The 19,623-nt window shown below is 65.2% G+C and carries 20 protein-coding genes; 5 read left to right on the forward strand and 15 right to left on the reverse strand.

The window, feature by feature from the left end:
• Positions 1-220: 220 nt before the first annotated feature.
• A complete protein-coding gene (locus ON19_RS34420; RefSeq protein WP_043702694.1) occupies positions 221-1,936 on the forward strand; it encodes an alpha/beta hydrolase in 1,716 nt (571 codons plus the stop codon).
• A gap of 19 nt (positions 1,937-1,955) precedes the next feature.
• Here the strand turns inward: ON19_RS34420 and ON19_RS34425 are convergent, their stop codons facing one another.
• The 3 genes from ON19_RS34425 to ON19_RS34435 all read right to left on the reverse strand — a co-directional run bounded on the left by ON19_RS34425 (position 1,956) and on the right by ON19_RS34435 (position 4,007).
• Positions 1,956-3,125: a glutamate--cysteine ligase gene (locus ON19_RS34425; protein WP_051169597.1), complete on the reverse strand. Its 1,170-nt coding sequence runs from the start codon at positions 3,123-3,125 to the stop codon at positions 1,956-1,958.
• 92 nt (positions 3,126-3,217) lie between these two features.
• On the reverse strand, positions 3,218-3,508 hold the full coding sequence (locus tag ON19_RS34430) for an SHOCT domain-containing protein (protein WP_043702697.1): 291 nt from the start codon (positions 3,506-3,508) through the stop codon (positions 3,218-3,220).
• A 46-nt stretch (positions 3,509-3,554) separates the two neighbouring features.
• Positions 3,555-4,007, reverse strand: coding sequence for a DUF6325 family protein (locus ON19_RS34435; RefSeq protein ID WP_043702700.1), 453 nt, complete (start codon positions 4,005-4,007; stop codon positions 3,555-3,557).
• A gap of 580 nt (positions 4,008-4,587) precedes the next feature.
• Here ON19_RS34435 and ON19_RS34440 point away from each other — a divergent pair.
• The gene (locus tag ON19_RS34440) at positions 4,588-5,994 is read left to right on the forward strand and encodes a hypothetical protein (protein WP_051169598.1); all 1,407 of its coding nucleotides are present in this window, start codon (positions 4,588-4,590) and stop codon (positions 5,992-5,994) included.
• A 111-nt stretch (positions 5,995-6,105) separates the two neighbouring features.
• Here ON19_RS34440 and ON19_RS34445 read toward each other — a convergent pair whose 3' ends face one another.
• The 5 genes from ON19_RS34445 to ON19_RS34465 all read right to left on the reverse strand — a co-directional run bounded on the left by ON19_RS34445 (position 6,106) and on the right by ON19_RS34465 (position 10,307).
• Positions 6,106-6,510: a DUF7144 family membrane protein gene (locus ON19_RS34445; RefSeq protein WP_043702703.1), complete on the reverse strand. Its 405-nt coding sequence runs from the start codon at positions 6,508-6,510 to the stop codon at positions 6,106-6,108.
• A 48-nt stretch (positions 6,511-6,558) separates the two neighbouring features.
• Positions 6,559-7,038: an OmpA family protein gene (locus tag ON19_RS39835; RefSeq protein WP_157229998.1), complete on the reverse strand. Its 480-nt coding sequence runs from the start codon at positions 7,036-7,038 to the stop codon at positions 6,559-6,561.
• Positions 7,039-7,381: 343 nt separating this feature from the next.
• Positions 7,382-8,398 carry a hypothetical protein gene (locus tag ON19_RS34455; protein ID WP_043702708.1) on the reverse strand — a complete coding sequence of 339 codons (1,017 nt, stop codon included), beginning with the start codon at positions 8,396-8,398 and terminating at the stop codon, positions 7,382-7,384.
• Complete coding sequence (locus tag ON19_RS34460; RefSeq protein WP_043702712.1) at positions 8,395-9,729, reverse strand: Dyp-type peroxidase; 1,335 nt, start codon at positions 9,727-9,729, stop codon at positions 8,395-8,397. Before ON19_RS34460 ends, ON19_RS34455 begins: the two co-directional genes overlap by 4 nt.
• A gap of 17 nt (positions 9,730-9,746) precedes the next feature.
• Positions 9,747-10,307, reverse strand: a complete 561-nt coding sequence (locus ON19_RS34465) for a hypothetical protein (RefSeq protein WP_043702715.1) — start codon at positions 10,305-10,307, stop codon at positions 9,747-9,749.
• Between the two features lie 518 nt (positions 10,308-10,825).
• On the opposite strand from ON19_RS34465, the gene ON19_RS34470 reads away from it, so the two are divergent.
• The gene (locus tag ON19_RS34470) at positions 10,826-11,236 is read left to right on the forward strand and encodes an SHOCT domain-containing protein (protein WP_043702718.1); all 411 of its coding nucleotides are present in this window, start codon (positions 10,826-10,828) and stop codon (positions 11,234-11,236) included.
• Between the two features lie 86 nt (positions 11,237-11,322).
• On the opposite strand, the gene ON19_RS34475 is transcribed toward ON19_RS34470, so the two are convergent.
• A complete protein-coding gene (locus tag ON19_RS34475) occupies positions 11,323-12,570 on the reverse strand; it encodes a cation:proton antiporter (protein ID WP_043702721.1) in 1,248 nt (415 codons plus the stop codon).
• 516 nt (positions 12,571-13,086) lie between these two features.
• Between ON19_RS34475 and ON19_RS34480 the strand changes: the two genes are divergently transcribed.
• Positions 13,087-13,908: a class II glutamine amidotransferase gene (locus ON19_RS34480; protein WP_043702725.1), complete on the forward strand. Its 822-nt coding sequence runs from the start codon at positions 13,087-13,089 to the stop codon at positions 13,906-13,908.
• Between the two features lie 128 nt (positions 13,909-14,036).
• On the opposite strand, the gene ON19_RS43500 is transcribed toward ON19_RS34480, so the two are convergent.
• Positions 14,037-14,198, reverse strand: coding sequence for a hypothetical protein (locus ON19_RS43500; protein ID WP_157229999.1), 162 nt, complete (start codon positions 14,196-14,198; stop codon positions 14,037-14,039).
• 213 nt (positions 14,199-14,411) lie between these two features.
• Between ON19_RS43500 and ON19_RS34485 the strand changes: the two genes are divergently transcribed.
• The gene (locus ON19_RS34485) at positions 14,412-15,638 is read left to right on the forward strand and encodes a glycosyltransferase (protein WP_043702830.1); all 1,227 of its coding nucleotides are present in this window, start codon (positions 14,412-14,414) and stop codon (positions 15,636-15,638) included.
• A 12-nt stretch (positions 15,639-15,650) separates the two neighbouring features.
• Here ON19_RS34485 and ON19_RS34490 read toward each other — a convergent pair whose 3' ends face one another.
• The 5 genes from ON19_RS34490 to ON19_RS34505 all read right to left on the reverse strand — a co-directional run bounded on the left by ON19_RS34490 (position 15,651) and on the right by ON19_RS34505 (position 19,297).
• Positions 15,651-16,016, reverse strand: coding sequence for an HPF/RaiA family ribosome-associated protein (locus ON19_RS34490; protein ID WP_043702833.1), 366 nt, complete (start codon positions 16,014-16,016; stop codon positions 15,651-15,653).
• 104 nt (positions 16,017-16,120) lie between these two features.
• Positions 16,121-16,291, reverse strand: a complete 171-nt coding sequence (locus tag ON19_RS42560) for a hypothetical protein (protein ID WP_157230000.1) — start codon at positions 16,289-16,291, stop codon at positions 16,121-16,123.
• Between the two features lie 39 nt (positions 16,292-16,330).
• Complete coding sequence (locus ON19_RS34495) at positions 16,331-17,929, reverse strand: MFS transporter (RefSeq protein ID WP_043702836.1); 1,599 nt, start codon at positions 17,927-17,929, stop codon at positions 16,331-16,333.
• Between the two features lie 50 nt (positions 17,930-17,979).
• Entirely contained in the window at positions 17,980-18,258 is a 279-nt protein-coding gene (locus ON19_RS34500; protein WP_043702728.1) for a hypothetical protein, read from the reverse strand.
• A gap of 25 nt (positions 18,259-18,283) precedes the next feature.
• Positions 18,284-19,297: a poly(ethylene terephthalate) hydrolase family protein gene (locus ON19_RS34505; protein ID WP_043702839.1), complete on the reverse strand. Its 1,014-nt coding sequence runs from the start codon at positions 19,295-19,297 to the stop codon at positions 18,284-18,286.
• Positions 19,298-19,623 lie beyond the last annotated feature (326 nt).

Consider the following 19,623-nt stretch of genomic DNA (forward strand, 5'->3'; position numbering starts at 1 on the left):
CGCGTGTTGCGAGTCGCGAGCGTCGGGACTGAAGCGGTGGACGTACCGAGCGCCGCCTGGTGCGCGGCAGAGTGTTTCCTCACGTTCGCCGGCGACCCCAGATAAGCGGTCGAGTGCCCGGCGCGCCGAGATCGACACCGCGGCGCGAGCGAGCCGATGGGCATCATTCATATATCTGCAACAGACCAGCAATTCTGATTCTGCCGCTAAGCTTGTCAGCGTGCCGACCGATGTGATCGACGGTGCAGCCGACCGCGAATCCGGTTCAGTCCGCTCTCGCGGGCATCATCGCTGGCTGCCGGACCGGTATGCGTTCGGCGGATGGGTTGTCGCGGTGCTGTTCGCGTGGCTGTCGTTGACGCCCACACTTCTGCCGCGCGGCCCGTTCTTTCAGGGGTTGGTCACTGGCGTATCAGCAGCAATCGGCTATGGCATCGGGTTCCTCGGCTCGAAGTTCGTCCGCTACCTTGTGCAGCGGGAGTTGCCGGCACGGGTGAAGACTGTCGTGCGGCGTACGGCCGTGGTGATCGCGTTGGTCGGAACCGTGGTGCTGCTCGTATGGTTCGGGGACTGGCAATCGCGGCTGCGAGAACTCATGGACTCCGCTCCCTTCCCATGGTGGGGTTATGTCCTCATGGTGGCGCTGGCGGTCGTGTTCTACGTCGGGTTGGTGGCGCTCGGGCGCCTGCTCCTCCACGCGGTGCGGTGGGTCGAACACAAGGTCAGCCGGGTGATACCGCGGCGGATCTCGGCGACGGTGATCGGAGTTCTGGCGGTAGCCCTGCTGGTTGCGCTCATCAACGGGGCGGCGGTGCGCGTGATCATGTCCGGGCTCAACAATTCCTTCGCATCACTCAACCAAGAGACCAAGGCCGGTGACGACCCGCCGGCCTCGTCGCTGCGGTCGGGCGGTCCGGGCTCGCTGGTCAGCTGGGATTCGCTCGGGCGTCAAGGTCGTGCGTTCGTCTCGCGCGGCCCGACCGTCGACGAACTATCCGCCTTCCATGGCGGACGGCGCGCGACGGAACCGATCCGTGCCTACGCGGGGCTCGCCAGCGGTGGTGACTCGATTCGGGAGAATGCCCAGGTAGCGGCTGACGAACTCGAACGTGCCGGCGGCTTCGAGCGCGCCGTGGTCGCCGTGGCGGTGACGACCGGTACCGGGTGGATCAACGAAAGTCTCGCGTCCTCGCTGGAATACATGTACAACGGCGACACCGCCATCGTGGGGCTGCAGTATTCCTATCTGCCGAGTTGGCTGTCGTTCCTGGTGGACAAAGAGCGGGCCGGACAGGCCGGCGAGGCGCAGTTCGAGGCGGTGTACGACAAGTGGAAGAAGCTGCCGCCGGAGTCGCGCCCGAAGCTCGTCGTGATGGGGGAGAGCCTCGGCTCTTTCGGGGGCGAGAGTGCTTTCGGCGATGTCGACGATGTCGAGCTACGGACCGATGGTGTGCTGTTCACCGGCCCACCCAATGCCAACCGGATATGGACCGACGTTACGACGAACCGGGATCCGGGCTCTCCGGAACGGTTGCCGGTTTACGAGCAAGGCCAGACCGTGCGTTTCGGTGCGCAAGCGCCCGCGGACCTCGCACGCCCTGATGCCCCATGGGAACGGCCACGGATGGTCTATTTGCAGCACGCCTCCGATCCGATCGTCTGGTGGACTCCGGAACTTGTATTGCGCAAGCCGGATTGGCTTCAAGAGGAACGGGGCGAGGATGTGCTCGACAACACGCAGTGGTATCCCTTTGTGACGTTTCTGCAGGTGGCGGCCGATATGGCAGTGTCGACCAGCGTTCCCGACGGGCACGGACACACCTATGTCGTCGACATCGCGGACGCATGGAGCGCGATACTCTCGCCCGACGGCTGGACCGCAGCGGACAACGACCGCCTGAGAACCACACTCGCCGGTATCGGCGGAGACGGCTGACCTTGCTCCGCGTTTGCCGTCATCGTTCGAGCGCCGACTGGCCGCTCTCGGCGATTCGGCATCCCTCGATTGTCGACTGCGTTGCCGCATCGATGACCCCCATGAGACCGCCGGCGCGCAGAGCTCGGCGCTGCCGCATGGCGCCATTGCCACCGGCGAGGACCGCCGCCATCGCATCGCGGGTGTGTACGTAGTCGCCGAATTCCTCGAGACACGATCGGGTGTAGGAGAGCAGACGATTCAACAGCCGGACGACCGGTACCAGGCGCCGTGTGGCTATGTCGAATCCCGAACCCGCGAGACCGTCGCGTGCTGCCCTCCAGCACGCCGACCGCAGCTGCCCCTGGTCGATCGGATCGGCGAGCCGACCGCTGTCCACTGCGGCCACGGCCGTGACGACCAGTGCCCGGACCAGCGTCGCCAACAGTACGGTTTCCGCGACAGTGGCCGGAACGTCGCTGACACGGATCTCGATCGTGGGCAAGTGCGCGGACAATCGCACGTCCCAGTAGATCATCGCGGTGTCGAGGATGCTTCCGCTCTCGCGGAGCATCTCGACCGCGTCGTCATAATGCCCGGCCGACCGGAAGTACGGCGGTGGCCCCGCGCTGGGCCACCGCGACCATTGAAGGTGACGCCAACTGGCGTATCCCGTGTCGGAACCGCCGGTGATGGGGGAGTTCGCAGTCAACGCCAGTAGGGTCGGCAGCCACGGCCGCAGGTGGTTGCTGACCTGAACCGCGACTTCCCGGTCGGGCACGCAGACGTGGACATGGCAACCACAGATCACCTGTTCGGTGAGTTCCCCGAACCACTCCGCCATCCGCCGATACCGCGGTGTCTCGGTCAGGGATCGGGTCGGCGGAAGCCACAGGGGGACACCCAGGGCGAGCAGCCGGGATTCGGACCGCGCCGCCGCCTGCGCAGCCAGAAGCCGCGCCCTGCCCAACTCGTCCCGCAACGCCGGAATAGTCGTGCACACCGGGGTAGAGGTCTCGAGCTGGCACTTGGAGAGCTCCAATTGCACGTCGATGCCCGAAGCCGCGGCTGCGACAGCGGTGCTGGTCAACGAGGGCCGACCAGTGGCAGGATCGACCAGAACGAACTCTTCCTCGACGCCGACGGTAAATTGCTCGATCCCGTTACCGCTCCGCGGATCGGACGAATTCATCGACACAGCAGTTGCCATGGCGACCTCCGACTGAACAAATTTCCGACCGTCCGACCCGCCGATTCCGGTGCCCTGACGTCGAACCAACACCGTGGAAACAATTTACTACTTCAAGATCGGAGAATTCTGGCCTTCTCGGCTTCGAACTCGGTATCGGTAAGCACGCCTTGGGCTTTGAGCTGGGCGAGTTCCTTCAGTGCGGTGATCCGGTCCATCCCCGCACCGGGGCCGGATTGCGGTGCGGGCGCGGGTTGCGGTGGCGCATACTGCGCGTCAGGAGCGTACTGCGCATCCTGCATGGCCCACCGCTCTCCCTGCCGTCGGGAGACGCGGTTGGAGACAGCGGTCGCAGTTCCGGCGACCATGGCGGTGCGGGCTACGCCGCGAAGCAAACCGGGCATGACGCTCTCCTTATCGGTCGAGCTGACGACGCGATTTTTGTTGCTGCTAACGGGTTTCCGTCTCGATAGCGCCGAGCGACGACAGGATGCTCTGCACTGGGATGCGTCCGGTGGCCACGAGTTCGGCGCCGTTGCGGCGCAGCGCGGACGCGAAGGGCGCCGCCCACCTGTTCTCATAGACCAGGATCGCGGCCGAACATCCCGGCTCGAGGGCTCGGCCCGCCTCCTTGCGGTCGGCATCGTCGAGCAGGCCCGATCCCGCCTCCGCGAAGAGGGTGATGTCGAAATCCCCTTCGAGACCGACGTCTGCTATGTCGATTCCGGAGAGGGAGCCGTCGACATCCTTGCGGACGAATGCCAGGTCCAATACTCGGATAATGCCGCGCTCGACGAGGTCGCGCAGCAACGGTAGCGCCGAACCGTTCGGAGGCCTGTCGGCTGGGAATTCGATCACGAGATAGTCGACGGGACCTAGTGCGTCGATATCGGTTTCGGTCACTGTAGCCTTCTTTCTGTAACGAATAAGAGTCGTATCAGCGACTCTCACAGAAGCTGCTTCCAGTTCACTGCGGATCGAGTGCCGTCGATTCGAGAAATCATCGACGTCAGTGGTGCTAATCTGAGTCCTAGCGTACGCCCTGACAGTCACCAGGTCGCTGATTCCAGCCGGACCTCGAAAGCCCTGACCCGTATTGGTCCGGCGTTGATCAGCACGTGCTGCTTCTATGCAGAGAGTTCTACTGGAACGGCGGTTAGGACGCAGGTCTGATCCACCGCTGTATCAACCCCCTGTGGCCGACCCTGATCATCGCCCTCGGCGGTAGCTAGTGGCGATCTGGTCAGTCTCGACCTGGAACCTCGAGCCAACCGCGCCCTCGGCGGACCGCACCGCCGAGACCGGGGCGGCGCCGTCCTCACCCGAGACCGGGGCGGCGCCGCCAACCCCGACCGCGCGATAGCGGTTGCCGCAGTTGCTCGTGGCCGACGAAAAGTAGGTGCTGGGGCACGGACAACCGACACCGTCGTTTCAGTGGATGTCGGACCACTGCCCGTATTCGTTCGCGAAGTGAGGGGTTCCGATGGCTCCCGAGGACACGCCCGGCGGCAAGTTGAGCGCCGACGAACGCGCCGAGCTCGAGCGGCTGCGGGCAGAAGTGGCCGCACTGCGGACGAAGGGCCCGGCCGCGGCGCCGCCGGTACGCCGACCACCCCGGCATGCGTGGCGGTGGACCGCGGTAGCGATCTTGACGGTGCTGGTCGCGGTTCTGGCGATCACCACCGTAGTGTCGCGGTTCGTACGCGGCGAGGTCCTCGACACCAACCGGTACCTGAACACAGTGGCCCCGCTGGGCTCGGATCCGATACTGCAGACCGAGGTCTCCGACACGATCACCGACGAGATCTTCGCGCGCGTCGACATCGAGGGCCTCACCGCGGACGCGCTGGCCGCCCTCACCGACGCCGTCCCGGCGACCGCGAACCGGCCGCGGGTGGATCGCGCGGTCGAAGGGCTTGCGCCGGTGATCACCCAGCAGACCCGCGGCTTCGTCAACGACACCGTGCTGTCGTTCGTGCGCAGCGACCAATTCGAGGACCTGTGGCTGCAAGCCAACCGCGCCGCCCACACCGCGTTGGTGGCCGCGGCGACCGGGCACGTCGGCCCAGAGTCGGTGACCGTCGACGAGAACGGCACGGTGACCCTCTCCCTGCGCACGGTGATCGAGAACGTCAAAGCCCGGCTGCTCGACCGTGGCTTCACCTTCGCCGAGAAGATTCCCGCGGTCGACAAGCAGTTCGTGCTGTTCCGATCCCCGGAACTCGTGCGGGCGCAACGGGCGGTCGACAGGCTCGACAAAGCTTCGGCAGTGTTGCCGTGGGTGACGATCGCGGCCGTGATTGCCGCGATCGCCGCGGCACCGCCGGGGCATCGACGCCGCGCCCTGGCTTTCGTCGGGCTCGCCATCGCGGTGGGCATGCTCATCCTGGCCATCGCGCTGATCGTCGCCCGGGCACTGTATCTGGACAAGATTCCGCCTGACGTGCTGTCACCGGACGCCGCCACGGCCATCATCGACACGGTGCTGGTGCCACTGCGAACCGCGTTGCGCGGAGTCGCCGTGCTCGGCCTGGCGATCGCGCTGGGGGCTTACCTCACCGGGAGCTCTACCTCGGCCATCGCGGTGCGCCGTGGGTTCGAACACGGCATGGACGCGGTACAACACCTGCGGCGATCGCGTCCACCGAACCCGGTAGCAGCCGGGGCTTTCCGGGCCCGCGCCGCGCTGCGCTGGGTGATCATCGGTATCGCCGCGCTCATGCTGGTGTTCTGGCGCTACCCCACCGGACTGGTGGTGGTGTGGATCGTCCTCGGCGCGCTGCTTGCGCTGCTCGCGCTGGAACTCTTGATCCGACCGACCCGCGCTTGGCAGGACGAGTCCGAGATGAACAACGACGCGGGGGCACAGCCGGGGCCGGTCGGCGCATAACCGGCGACCGGACGCCCGCGCCGACGCTGCTCGTCCTCGCGCTCCGGTGCAGTGTTTGTCGCGGCCATGGCTCGCCTTGCCGGGGCCGAGAGCTGTGCGGTGCGAATCGGTTCAGGCGCGGCGGGGATGCCACGTCGTCACAGCCCAGATCACGACGACGTTCAAGGCGATTACCACGATCGACCACCATGGGTAGTAAGGCAGCCACAGGAAGTTCGCGAGGATGGACAGCGCTGCAAGGAACACGGCGATCACTCTCGCCCACATGGCTCCGGACATCAGGCCGGCCGCCGCGATCACCAACAGGATCCCGAGAATCAGATGGATCCAACCCCAGCTGGTGGTGTTGAACTGGTAGGTGTATCCGGGCGTGGCCACCAGAACTTCATCCTTGGCTATGGCGGAGATCCCTTCCAAGATCGACAGAATGCCGACTGCCATCAGCAGGATGGCGGCACCGATGGATGTACCGGCCGCGACCGCCTGCCCGACGGAGCGCTGATCGGTTGCTGACATGGTGAATCACCTCTCATCATTTCCGAGTCGGTGATCGCGTGCTCGCGCCTATTCGGCGACCACCGCGATCTGAGCCTCGTCGACCTCGACGTCCGGCGCTGTCGGATTCGCCTCGGCACGCACATCGATGCGCGACTTATCGATTCCTTCCGCCTCCAGTTCGGCCACGATGTTGTCGCCGCGGGCCTTGGCCAGAGATTTGGCGGCCGCGATGTTGGAGTCGCGGGCGTATGTCGTGATCTGTATTTTCGTATCGTTCCCTTTCAGCGGGATCGCAACCGCTTTGATCGTGGCGACATCCCCCGGACCGAGATCCGAGCTGCCATCGTCGAAGCTGATCGGCGCGGCAGCGATTGCCGTGTTGATCACATCCTGGATCTTCTGCTGCGCGGTATTCAGGGCCGAGCTCACGACAGAGGACGCCGTCGCCCCGATGCTGCTCCGCATATCGTGCGTCTCCGCACTGGTCGGCGTCGTCGAGTTCGATTCGCCGTCGGACCCGCAACCTGCCGTCATGATCAGAACCACCGCGGTCATCATGATTCCGCTGAGGCTTTTTCTGGATCTCATCGGCCTACTCCCGTTTTCGTTGGAGAATTCCGTTCGCGTCCTTTGGTGCCTGGACGTCGCCACTTCCGCAAGATCGGACTCGAGGGTCCGCCCGGGCGCATCGATCGGTGGCGCCCTCGTACAGTGATCCTGGCACAGGTGTGTCATCCGGAGTGCCGTTTCCGTGGCGCTCGCTCGGCCTTGCGATCGGCATTACCGCGTTCTGGTGCCACCCCACCGGGCTCGTGTTGGTGTGGATCCTCGGCGCACTTCTGGCGTTACTCGCTGGAACTGCTGATTCGCCTCGCCCGCCGACGCGGTGTCACTTCATGAGTGCGACGTTGCGCCAGAAGTTGACGAGGCTTTCGGTTCCGCCGAACAGGGTGGTGAAGTTGGTCGAATCGACTATGACGATGTCGCCGGCGCGTCGGTCGGTGGGCGGCAACCAGATAAGGGTGTTGAATTCGGTATTGCCCTCGGCGGTGAAGGGATGGGGTCGGTCGAGGTCGATGGGCTGGCGGGCGAGCAGCCGCACGGATTCGTTTGCGGGTGCGGTGAGGTGATAGTGCGGGAGGTGGGGGTGGAAGTTGAACGTGGTGACGTTCTCTAGCAGATGCAGGGCGTCGAGGTCACGGAATGTGGTCAAAGGCGCGATGGATTTCGTGTCTTCGACGACGGCGGGACGGAGCCCGTACATGTTGTGCACCGGTATGTCGAGGGCTTTCATCAGTGAGCGGGTGTAGGCGCTGAAGCGTTGTTGGCGTGGCACGAGTGTGTCGCGGTGGTGGTCGTATTCGACTTGGCGTTGCTGGAGGTCGTCGGTGCAGCCGACGTCGTGGTGCGGCGCCAGGAGCAGACAGGTGTCTTCGCGTCGTAGCCAGTCGTCGATGGCTGCGATCTCCTCGGGCAAGGCTGCTGCCTGACCGAGTACGTGGTCGAGGCCGAAGATCATGAGGGTGTCGGTGTCGGCGAGGATGCGTTCATCGATGGGTAGTTCGAATCCGGCTTGATCGATGCGCTGGAAGACTGCGACCGGATGGCCGGTGGCCGCTGCGGCGATCTGCTGGAAGGTAAGTGTGGAGCGGTGGAACAGCTCCAGCGTTCCCGCGATGCCCTGCAGGAAGTGGGCGGTGTCGTATTCGGGTGTCTCGTAGGCCGGCCAGGTGGCCTGGCGTACTTCGGTCATGGTGGAGAAGCGGTTGTCCAGCGCGGCCGGGTCGCGCTGAGCTTCCCACGGGTAGCTCCAGGTCCAGTAGATACTCAATCGGCGTCTGCCGGGCGTGTAGGTGCGCGGCAACTGGGATTGGTTGTAGGTGCGCGCCGGAGTGATGGTGCTCATGGTGCTACCTCGTTGTCGGTGAGAGTGCAGAGGTAACGCAGGGCGCTGAGACCGGGCAGGAAAAAGTACGCGCCACCCCTGAGGGTTGTGAACGCCGGTAAGCCCTTGATCGTTTTGCGAATCGGGCGCTTGGGGATCTTGTATTCCAGGGTTCCGTCTTGATTGCCGATGATCGGGTCGTGCTCGTTGCCGAGTTCGTGGAAAGTTTTGTCGTTGATCCACACGTTCTGGGCGAACTCGAATTGGCGCACCAGGCTTGCACACAGGACGAAGGCCGCGATTCCACGCTCGGCGCCGTCCTCGGGTACACCCTCCGGGAGGTACGGTCCGTAGGTAGCGCCGCGGCGGATCAGGCGCCTGCGTTGCATGTTCACCGCGGTGTCTCGGGGATTCAGCCTGCGGATGTGAGAACCCAGCGGCGCCGCATAGCCGTAGGGATCCATCTCTTTGTAGTTGAAATCGTTGTTGCGCTGCATATCAGCCCCGAGTTCTGGGTCGTCCTTCTCGGGGGCGAGCACCAAGGGGGCGCCGCTTCGCCAACGGCCCATCAGTTTCGCGGCCAGCAACTCTTGCTCCTCAGGGGTGTCGCTCCGCTCGGCCAGGAAATCGCGAAATCGCCCGACGTGTTCCTCCAGGCGCCGGTAGGCCATGTAGCTGCCGTTGCGCGACAACACCTCCGGTTGCGGCAGTCCGGCCGCAGGGCCATCCTCGTCGGGATATCCCAGGATGAACTCCCCAGCTTTGATCGGGGCGCCCGTGCCCGGTGTCGGCTGTTCACCGGAGCCTTCGATCACCGGCTGCGACAACCGGTCGCGGTACCCGAAATGGTCGTGCGCGTACTCCAACGGCGGAACGGCCGCCACGTCCAGCGACGAGAGGACTGTCACGCCCGCGCAGCGAGCAACCAGTTGATCGTGCGCTCGGATACAGCGAATACGTTCGGCGTCGTCGCGGGCGAACAGTATGGCGATCGCGTGCAGCCCGTCGCGGGCCAATCCCCCCACCCAGTGGTCGGGGCTATCGAGCCCGATGTCACCGAGGGTGTCAGCCCGTGCTGCCATGCCTTGCCGGAACTCCTCGGGAAACGTCGCCAAGGACTGGTCGGGCACGCCGAGTGCGCGCAGCCCGGTCCAAGTGAACGCGAGTGTTACCCATCGGCGGTCGGTGCTCACGCGGCGCTGCGCATCGGCCGCCGAGGCGACACGGTCGACCATGCCCGACAGCCACGCCCGCCCACCGGCGCCACTGTCGAACGACAGGAACTCGTAGCGTCCGGTCAGCGCGGGGACGCGGGTCAGCACAATGTGCTGGATATCGTCGATTTCTAGCATCAACGAACCTCGTGGTGCTACTGCATTTGGTCGAGCATGTCGGAGAACGCCGCCTTCACGCGCAGTGCCTTCTTGATCTCTTCCGCGGTCACATATGGGTACTCGCCGTACTCCAGGAAGCTCGGGAATTGATGCTCACGGAAGAACTCGACGACCGCATCGGTATCGGTCTTCCAGTCCTCGGGGAACCCTTCGAGGTTGACGAAGACGGTCGTGATACCTATCGACAGGAACAGGGCGATAGCGTCCTCGACGTACTTGTCGAAGTCGGTGTCGAAGATCCCTTGATACTGGAAACACAGCCCGTCACCGATGTCGAACAGCACCCACCGCAGGTAGTGCAGCCGCAGCGGCGCCAGCACAGTGGGGTCTTCTCGAACCGCGGCCGCGAGCTGTTCACCGTACTCCCGGATCGCCGCCTCACGACCGGGTTTGACCTTCGCGATGATGGAGAAGCCGTAATTGGCCGGTGTACGGGGGAATATCGGCCCGTACCGGCCCTGCTCCAGCTCGAAATACCCTTCCTTCGGAATGGCTATCGCAGTCGGCTTGGACCAATCCCCATTGTCTGTGGTCATGTCCGCCTCCGTCTCCAGCGGTGTGGCTCCAGTGGCACGGTCACGAAGAATCGCAATCAGCGCGGTTTCGAACGGATCCGCGCAGAGCGCACCGCCGCCCGCGACGCGACGGGTGGTATCGACAGCCGGCGCAGACGTGGCCCGGATACCGCAAATCGCCTCGCGGCGATGCTCACGCGGTGAGTTTAGCAGGCGAGCCCCTCCGCGATTATGGCCTTTGCCGGTGCGTATTCGACACTTGGACAGTCGAACTGTTGTACGTCGGCAAGAGTCGCTACCCATGTACTATATGCTCGGTACTTTCTCGTTGCATCGGGCGTCTGGACCCGAAGACGTTCAGCGCTCATTTCATACCGGACTGCCGAGCAGTCGTCCGAGTTCGACGCAGGAATGGTGCTCACAAAGAAAACAAAAGTTTGCTTTTCGATCGAGGGGCCGACCGGCGGTCCGATTTACTCCGCGGTCGGACTCCACGTCCGGCAACGACACGGGAAAGATCCGCCAAGGAGGTTCACAACATGGATTCGTTTTGGGATTACGTGTGGTACACGATCCTGGTGTTCGCCTTCGTGGCGTATCTGATCGTGCTGTTCCAGATTCTCGTGGATCTGTTCCGCGACCACTCCGTCTCCGGCATCGCCAAAGCCGTGTGGGTGATCGGCCTGGTGGTTTTGCCGTACCTGACGGCGCTGGTGTACCTGATCGTCCGCGGGCGGGGGATGGCGCTGCGCGCCCAACAGACGCAGGCAGAAGCGAGGCAGGCCACCGATCAGTACATCCGGCAGGTCGCGGGCAAGTCCCCCGCCGAGAGCATCGCCGATGCCAAGGCCCTGCACGACTCCGGTGTCATCAATGACGTGGAATTCGAGCAACTGAAGGCTCAGGCGTTGGGGCATCCGACTTCAGCACACAACGCGTCTACCGGCTAGTGCCGCGGCGGCCTTCCCTGTCGTCCGGCGTCGGTCGGTAATCCGCCACTGTGGCGCCATCTACCGCGGCAGGGTGGGCAGGTTGGTCAGTTCCTTGCGTCTGGTGCCGGATGGTCGTCGACTGGCGGGTTGCGGTGTAACCAGGTGGCGTAACGCTGGGCCAGTGGCGCGGCGCTGAGTCCGTGGGTCAAGACCGACAGCCCGATCGTGACGACGGCGGTGGCCAGGAGCAGATCTTGGTGGGGTAGTTCTCGGTGTTCTTCCAGGATCAGGATTACGAAGACGATGGTGGCCAGCCCACGGGGGCCGAACCAGCCGACGAAGGCGACGGTCGGAACTCGGGCGTGGGTGCCGAGCATCGACAATCCGACGGGAAGTATCCGGACCGCGGTCAGGCTCAACACGGCGTACCCGAACACGCTCCAGGACAGGTGGCCGAGGGCAGGACCGAGCAGCACGGCACCGAACACGATGAAAGTCACGGCGTCGAACAGGTCACCGGCATCGTCGAGTAGGTCGGCCGGTACATCGCCGTTTGCGTTGTGCCGACAGATCCTCCCGAACGCCAGGCCGCCGACGAAGGCGGCGATGAAACCCGACCCGCCGAGCGGTACGGCGATGGTGTAGGCGAGCGCGGCGGCGGTGAGGGGAACGATCTGCGTCCACGCACGGTCGATCGTGTGGTGCCGCTCGGCAGCGACCAGGACTGCGGCGGCGATTGTCCCGGCACCGACACCGGCCGCGATGCCGTACCCGACTTGTTCGCCGACCAACCGGGCGGCAGCGCCATGACCGATGGCGCCGGCTTCGGTTTGGGCGAGTGCCAGCACGATCAAGAACAAGGGCACGCAGATTCCGTCGTTGAGGCCGCTTTCGACGTTCAACCCTTGCCGCACTCGCGAGGGTAGGACCGGCAGCGTGACCACGGCCTGCCCGAGGGCAGCGTCGGTGGGGGCAAGGACTACCGCGAGCAGGAGCGCTTCAGCCCAGGTGAGCTCACCCAGCACGATAAGCGCCGCACCGAACCCGGCAACGATCGTCAATGGCAGACCGATGCCGAGCAGCCGTGCCGGCAGGGAGATAGCGGCCCGGAGCGCGGTCAGGTCCACTTGCGAGGCGTCGGAGAACAGCACCAACGCGAGTGTTATCTCGGCAAGGAGTTTGACGGTCTCGGCAGTTGTTTCCACCTCGATCAGCCCCACCGCTGCGTTTCCGAGTACCAGACCACCAGCGGTGAAGATGATCGGCGCGGTGATCGGTGTACCCGTGATACGCCCGGAGATCGCCGCGAAGGCCAGCAGTATCGCGGCGATCGCGGGTAGTGCCCACATCACCGTGACATCGCAGTGGCTGCCTGGAATTCTGTTGCCATCGCGGATCTCTTCCAGTTCAACGAGGCGCCATGGATCTTGGTCGCGGCTTCTGGAAGGGCTTCGGTGCTTGCAGCATCGACCGGGTCCGGTTGTCGCACCGGTTGATCTGAGAACCTGGTGATCGACGCGGAAGCGGGCGCGAATCGATGCTCATCTCGGTTGTCCTCCCGAACCAGGGCGGTGTGGAACCTCGATCGACAACAGACTGCTCCAGCGGCGGTTGCGCGCGCATCACCCGCAACAGGTGAAGGCGGGGGACGCCCTCGGCAGTTCGACTCGCCACGTGGCGTCAACTCGGCGAACTCGAGACCCAAGGCGTGCTCACCGAGGCAGAATTCAACGCGCAGGTCACTTCACCCAGGACAAAGTCATTATCGACAATTTTCATACTCGTGACCGGGCCGATACGGTTTCTCGCCGGGCGAGGGCTAGCGCCCATAGCGTCGATTCTGTTTGAATTGTTGCATGTGCCGGTGGATGGCGTATTCGGGTGAGCCGATTCTTGTCGAGGATCTGTTGTTCCGCCCTGAACATTCCCTGATCGATCAGAGTCTGCACTCACGTATGGGAGAGACCACCACCAATGGTGACGGCTTCGGTGTCGGCTGGTACGGCGAGGGCACTGAACCGGCGGTGTACAAGGGCATCGAACCGGCCTGGAACGACAGCAATCTGCGGGAGATCGCCGGCCAGGTACGAGCATCGATGTTGCTCTCGCACGTGCGATCCTCGACCGGGACCGCAGTGCAACGCAGCAATTGTCATCCATTTCGGCACGGGAAATGGTTGTGGGTGCACAACGGCGTCCTACGCGGCTTCCGCGATATCAGGCGCGACCTGTTGATGGCCGTCGACCCGGCGCTCTTCCTCGACATCGAGGGGTCCACGGACACGGAAGCCCTGTTCTACCTTGCCCTGACGTTCGGTCTCGTGGATGACCCCTTCGATGGCGTCGCCCGCGCGGTTGGCTTCGTCGAAGATGTCGGGCACGCGAACGGGGTCGAGCATCCGGTTCAGATGACCGTCGCGACCACCAACGGCGAATTTCTCTGGGTGTTCCGATATTCCAGCGAGCGGCGAACGCGGTCGCTGTTCTTCTCCACCGAGGTCTCCCAGCTGCGCGCACTGCACCCCGAAATCGAGGTCCTGCGCGAACTGGGCGGCGAAACCCGCTTCGTGGTGTCCGAGCCCCTGCGCGACCTCGAGGGCGCGTGGAACGAAGTGCCGGAATCGTCGGCGGCTGTGGTGGGACCCGGCACCGCCGCGATTCGGCCTTTTGCGCCGATCTCACCGGTCTGAGTTCGGAGTTCGGCACAACGCCGATATCGAGTAAGGTCGCCGACTCGTATCTCCGGTAGCGGCTTCGTGGTCGGGCCCGCGCCGTAACCCGCTGTGCTGCGGCCTCCAACGAGGTCGTGGTCCACGAATCACGGACGATCTGCGGCGGTACGGCCCGAGGTGAACGGTTGCGGTGTCGCGCTGTCGAACAGGGAAACCAGGACTGGTTGCTGTCCGGCCGGTGCACTGCCCGCGGCTACGGCGACCTGCTCACGGTATCGGGAGGCCAGTTCGTCCGCCTTGTCGCGCACATCGACGATCTCGCCGAGTGGTCTCGAATGGATGTTTCGCCGAGTGACAAGAGGGCTGTCCGTCCAGAGCGGAGGAGAAGTGACGAAAGCGAGAAGACGCCACTTCCCGCCACATTCAACATATAGCGGACCGGGGGGCTTGCGGCAAGACCCCGGTCGTGCCGCAGAATTGCCGGCCGAGAGCCCGAACCGGCGGAAATGGGGAGTTACGAAGTGCGCGTGTTGTTGACGACGTGGGGATCACGCGGGGACGTCGAACCGCTGGCGGGACTTGCGGTGGCGTTGCGGGAACTCGGCGCCGAGGCGCGGGTCTGCGCGCCGCCGGACGAGGAGTTCGCGAAGCTGCTGGAGCGTGTCGGTGTGCCGCTGGTGCCGCTCGGCCCGACGGTGCCCTCGGTCGTCGCCAACCCGAAGCCACCGACGGCGCAAGATGCGTTCCGGCTCGCTCCCGCGCTGGTCGCCGCGCGGTTCGACACGCTCACCGCAGCGGCCGAGGGATGTGACGCGCTGTTGGCGACCGGCCTGATGCCGGCCGGCGCACGGGACGTGGCCGAGAAACTGGGCATCCGCTACGTGCTCGCGTGCTTCCACATCTATGGACTGCCGTCGCGGCACTTCCCTCCGGGGAGACGGCCGGGCACACCGTCCCCGCAGGAAGAGACCGACAACCGGGTGCTGTGGGCGCAGGACGCACAGCGGGTGAACGACTTGTACGGCGAGGCGCTGAACAGTCATCGGGCGGCGATCGGCCTGCCACCGGTGGACAACGTCCGCGACTACGTTTTCACCGGCCAGCCGTGGCTGGCGGCGGACGCGACGCTGTGTCCGTCGCAGGGCATGACGGACCTCGACGTCGTGCAGACCGGGGCGTGGATCCTGCCCGACGACCGCCCGCTCCCGAACGGTCTGAAGGCGTTCCTGGACGCCGGTGCACCACCGGTGTATGTGGGCTTGGGCAGCATGGCCGCATACGCCCTGAAGGACATCGCCCGGGTGGCCATCGAGGCGGCCCGTGCGCAGGGCCGCCGCGTCGTCCTCGCCCGCGGCTGGGCCGAACTGGCCCCGATCGACGACGTCGATGACTGCTTCGTCGTCGGCGAGGTCAACCAGCAGGCACTGTTCCGTAGGGTGGCCGCGGTCGTGCACCATGGCGGCGCGGGCACCACCACGACGGCAGCCCGAGCCGGCGCGCCCCAGGTGATCGTGCCCCAGATCGCGGACCAGCCGTACTGGGCCGCCCGAGTGGCCGAGCTGGGCATCGGTGTTGCGCACGAGGGCTCGACGCCGACCATCGATTCCCTGTCCGCCGCGCTCACCACGGCCCTGGCCCCCGAGACCCGAACGCGAGCCAGGACCGTGGCCGGTGCGATCCGAGCCGACGGCGCGACGGTGGCCGCGAAACTGCTCCTCGACGCAGCCAGCCGGAAAAGCCGCACGTAACTTGCTGCTGACTCAGTTAGTGTGCGGGTGGTTCTTGTGGGGGTGCCTGATGGAGTCGCCACCCTTTGTCTCGTGCAGCCGGCCGAGCCGGCTGGCGAGCAGATGCGCCATGCTCTCGGCCGCGCCCCGGCAGGCGTCATCGATCGTCGCGGCGTTGTGAGTCACCGCGACCGGCTGCTGACCGATTGGACGAGCCTGCAGCACGCATCGCTTGTCGTCCGGTCCGCCTTTGCCCGCGTTCTGGTCACTGAGGTGGGCTTCGACGCTGGTGATCTGGTCGCTGAAGCGCTCGAGCGTCGACGCGATCTCCTCCTCGACGTACCGGATCAGCTTTTCGCCGCTGTCGATGTTACTGTCGGTGTTGATCTGAATCTGCATGTGCGTATCCATTCCGGTAGGTGGCAACTATTACTCGGACGGAAGCGAATGGTGTTCGTCGTCGACTCCGCCGCCGTAGCGTGCTCCGCGTATACCCCCGGTGCTCACCGTAATCCCCGATGATCATCGGACTGCGCGGTCTGGGTCGCCCAACTGTTGGCGAAAGCGATGCCCCGGAGTTCCAAGGCGCCTATGAGGGCCTGGACGCCGCCTGGGCCCGCGGGCAGCGCCTCGCCTCGCCGTAATCCGGTGATGGTCCCGCCGCTGCTCGTCATCGGCGGGACCCTCGGTAGACCGGAACGCAGTTCTCGGTGTCAATGTGCGGTGCCGCCGGTGGCCGGGGTGCGACCGTGCTTCATCACCAGCGCGAGCGAGAGGGCAAGCACCGATGCGGCCGCGCAGACCCAGAAGCCCAACCGGTAGCCGTGATCACCGAACAGGTCGGGCAGCAGGGTGGCCGGTCGGGCTTGCCCGCCGACGCTCACCAGCGCGCTCATGCCGTTGTTGTGCAGGAACGCGGTGACGATGGCCAGACCGATCGCCACACCCATGGACTGCATCACACCGAGCATGCCGAGGCTGATGCCCTGTTGTTCCTGTGGAACCGCCTCGACCAGCAGGATCGGCATGCAGGCGTAGTACATGCCGAATCCGATGCTGAAGATCGAGTTCACGATCAGGAAGTTGATGGTGGTCAGCGGCAGCAGCGCGAACGCGATCCCCGCGCCTGCGAAGATGAACAGGGCGAGGACCAGCGGCAAGCGGGCGCCGACGCGCTTGGCCAGCAGACCCGCCACCGCGCCGAAGATCATCGTGATCACCGAACCGAGCAGCGCGATCCGGAAGGCGAACTCGAGCAGGGTGTACCCGCTGCCGTAGGTGTAGCCGGGATCGAGGGCGACCTGTACCGCCTCGGGCGGCAGCGCCTGACCTGTCATCGCCTGGATCTCGGCCAGCGTGCCCTGGCCGACGCCATCGACGACCGTCGACTCCGGTGGGGTCTGGGCCATATAGGCGATGGCGTAGGAGACGATGCCGATCTGCAGGGAAGCCAGGAGCGCACCGGCGAGAACCAGCGCGACGCGCGGGTGGAACAGCAGCTTCATGTCCATGATCGGTGTCGACACGCGCTTTTCGACGACGACGAACACCACGAGTAGCGTGATGCCCGCGATCAGCCAGACCAGCGTGGTCGCATTCGCCCAACCCCAGTCGTGGCCCTTGTCGACGTAGATCAGGGTGAGGGCGGCGCCGCCGGACAGCAACGCGGCGCCGACGACGTCGATGCGCTCGGGAACTCGCAGCTTGGATTCGGGCACGATGAACCACACCAGCGGCAGCATCACCAGGGTGAACGCGGCGAGCACCCAGAAGATGGCTCGCCAGCTGTGATTGTCGACCAGGTAGCCGCCCAGGATGGGGCCCGCGATGGAGGCGACACCGAAACCGGTCGCCGTGAGACCGAGTGCGAGCGGAACCATGTTGCGCGGCATCAGGTCTCGGATGAGACCGTAAGCGATCACCGCGGTCGCGATGGCGGTGGCCTGCAGGCAGCGACCGAACAGGAAGACGGCCCAGTTCGAAGTGGTCGCGTCGAGCACGCAGCCGATGACGAACAGAGCGCCGCAGATGAGGAACATCCGCTTCTTGCCCCACACGTCACTCATCTTGCCGATCAATGGCGACGCGGCCGCGCCGATCAACCCGAAAACGATGATGGCCCAGTTGATATCGGCCCCAACGCCGGGGAAGCTCGGCGCGATCTTCTGTAGTGCCGCCGCGACGATCGTGTACTGCATCGGGGCGATCTCGGAGAACAGGACGATCACGGCCAGCACCGTAAAAATCCTTGCGCGCGAGACGCCGTCGAGCCGACCGGTGTCGTTGTCGAGTTGAGAGGTTCTGGTGGACATGGCCACACTCCGTTGTTCGGGAGCTGCGTTCGAGATGGTCGATCGGTGGGTCAATAGATGTAGGCGGTGTGGGGGAGGTCGGCCATCTCGGCGGTGAGCAGCGCCGGGTCCCAGGTCGCGGCGACAGCCGTACCGGAGGGCAGGCTCACCGAAGGATCGCGTTCGTCCCAGTTCTCGCCACGCCCACCGGAGGGTCCGTCCGAGACCGGCATCTCGGCGAGTCCGATCGCGGGGTCAGCGGCCATCCGGAACAGACTCGCCCCGGAAATCAGCCGTAGCTTGCCGTCCAGATCCAGCTCGGCGAGTAGTTCCTCGATGTGGTCTTCCATGAAGAGTGCAGCAGCCTTTCCTCGGTCAGCGGGTGATGGTGCTGGCCTGATCGGACCAGTGGGGGTTGTGCAGCAGTTCGCCGGTGTCGGCGAGGAACGCCTCGCGGGCGGCCGAATCGCCGCGCAGCCGGTCCATGAACCAGGCGGTCAGGTAGCCGAGGTAGCGGTAGACGCCCTCGGTGCAGCTGTAGTTGGTGCAGTCCGGTTGGCCCTGGATGTCGTTGTGCTGGGCGCCCACCACCGCCGCGCGGACCTTGGGTAGATCGGCGGGCAGCGCGTCGTAGTACGCCCGCATCGACTGCAGACCGATCAGCTCCGGCGGGAGTTGCTGTGTCGCGGGCGAGATACCGTCGGCCGAACCGTTGACCAGCAGCACCGAACCCGAGGTCACCGCGGTGGGGTCGATACAGGCGCTCCGGCCGTCGACGGACGGCAGCGACGCACAGGCCGCCGACAACGGCATCTCGAGGGTCACCGCGGTGCTGACGGCGCCGCCGCCGCGCGCGAGGGCGTTGATCGCGCCGAGGCCGCCCTGTGAATGCCCCGTCGCCCCGGCCGCGGCGGTGTCGATCTTGCCGCGGAAGATGCTGTTCGGGTCGCTGTTCTGGCCGGCCAGGTACCGCACCGCGTCGAGCATCTGGATACCGGTACCGGTGTCGGTCCGGTCGGCGGCGATGACCACGAACCCCCACGACGCGAGGTGCGAGAGCAGATACGCGTATTCGCGTGGGTGGGCCATAGTGCCGTTGCCCCAGGTGATGACCGGGTGGACGGCCCCGCCCGCCCCGAGGTCGGCCGGATACCAGATGTCGTAGGTGTCGCCGGTCGACGTGCAACAGTCGACGCCGGTCCGCTCGGCCACCGCCCACGGGCCCGGCGCGTAATAGGTGGCTTCGATCTGGGCACCGGGTTGATAGGACGGCGTCGCCGCCGCCGGTGTCACCCCGGTCGCCGCGGCGACGAGCAGCGAGAGAGAGGTCAGCGCGACCCGCACGCCACTGCGCGGGCGCCGACCGGACGGGACATTGTTGTTGCTCACGATGTCGGACGATAGGGAGATGAACAGCTGCGTAAATCGCTCCGGGCCGTCTTGCAGACTGTTGCAGACACCCGACGGGGGCATATCGGCGAAGTAGAACTGTTGACCGGACTAGCGGACGACACCCCGCTGTTGGTGGCCTCAGTTCCTCCGACTGCCCGGTAGACCTCTCTCGTCTGAATCGAGAGAGGTGGTGCGGAGTGTTCGAGGAGATTGCCGGGACGTGCGGACTGTTCAGGTGCCGAAGTGGGGGGCGCGTCGTCGCGGTCGTCGACGAGACCGGCGCAGCGGTGGCGCCGATCCACCGGTACTTGATCGATTTCATC

Source organism: Nocardia abscessus NBRC 100374 (assembly GCF_000308455.1).
Lineage (GTDB): Bacteria > Actinomycetota > Actinomycetes > Mycobacteriales > Mycobacteriaceae > Nocardia > Nocardia abscessus.

What these genes read in the sequence shown, in the direction of transcription:
- ON19_RS34425 (WP_051169597.1), bottom strand. Translation starts at nt 3,125, where the DNA reads ATGGCAACTGCTGTGTCGATGAATTCGTCCGATCCGCGGAGCGGTAAC.
- ON19_RS34430 (WP_043702697.1), bottom strand. Translation starts at nt 3,508, where the DNA reads ATGCCCGGTTTGCTTCGCGGCGTAGCCCGCACCGCCATGGTCGCCGGA.
- ON19_RS34440 (WP_051169598.1), top strand. Translation starts at nt 4,588, where the DNA reads ATGGCTCCCGAGGACACGCCCGGCGGCAAGTTGAGCGCCGACGAACGC.
- ON19_RS34445 (WP_043702703.1), bottom strand. Translation starts at nt 6,510, where the DNA reads ATGTCAGCAACCGATCAGCGCTCCGTCGGGCAGGCGGTCGCGGCCGGT.
- ON19_RS34455 (WP_043702708.1), bottom strand. Translation starts at nt 8,398, where the DNA reads ATGAGCACCATCACTCCGGCGCGCACCTACAACCAATCCCAGTTGCCG.
- ON19_RS34460 (WP_043702712.1), bottom strand. Translation starts at nt 9,729, where the DNA reads ATGCTAGAAATCGACGATATCCAGCACATTGTGCTGACCCGCGTCCCC.
- ON19_RS34465 (WP_043702715.1), bottom strand. Translation starts at nt 10,307, where the DNA reads ATGACCACAGACAATGGGGATTGGTCCAAGCCGACTGCGATAGCCATT.
- ON19_RS34470 (WP_043702718.1), top strand. Translation starts at nt 10,826, where the DNA reads ATGGATTCGTTTTGGGATTACGTGTGGTACACGATCCTGGTGTTCGCC.
- ON19_RS34480 (WP_043702725.1), top strand. Translation starts at nt 13,087, where the DNA reads ATGGCGTATTCGGGTGAGCCGATTCTTGTCGAGGATCTGTTGTTCCGC.
- ON19_RS34490 (WP_043702833.1), bottom strand. Translation starts at nt 16,016, where the DNA reads ATGCAGATTCAGATCAACACCGACAGTAACATCGACAGCGGCGAAAAG.
- ON19_RS42560 (WP_157230000.1), bottom strand. Translation starts at nt 16,291, where the DNA reads ATGACGAGCAGCGGCGGGACCATCACCGGATTACGGCGAGGCGAGGCG.
- ON19_RS34495 (WP_043702836.1), bottom strand. Translation starts at nt 17,929, where the DNA reads ATGTCCACCAGAACCTCTCAACTCGACAACGACACCGGTCGGCTCGAC.
- ON19_RS34500 (WP_043702728.1), bottom strand. Translation starts at nt 18,258, where the DNA reads ATGGAAGACCACATCGAGGAACTACTCGCCGAGCTGGATCTGGACGGC.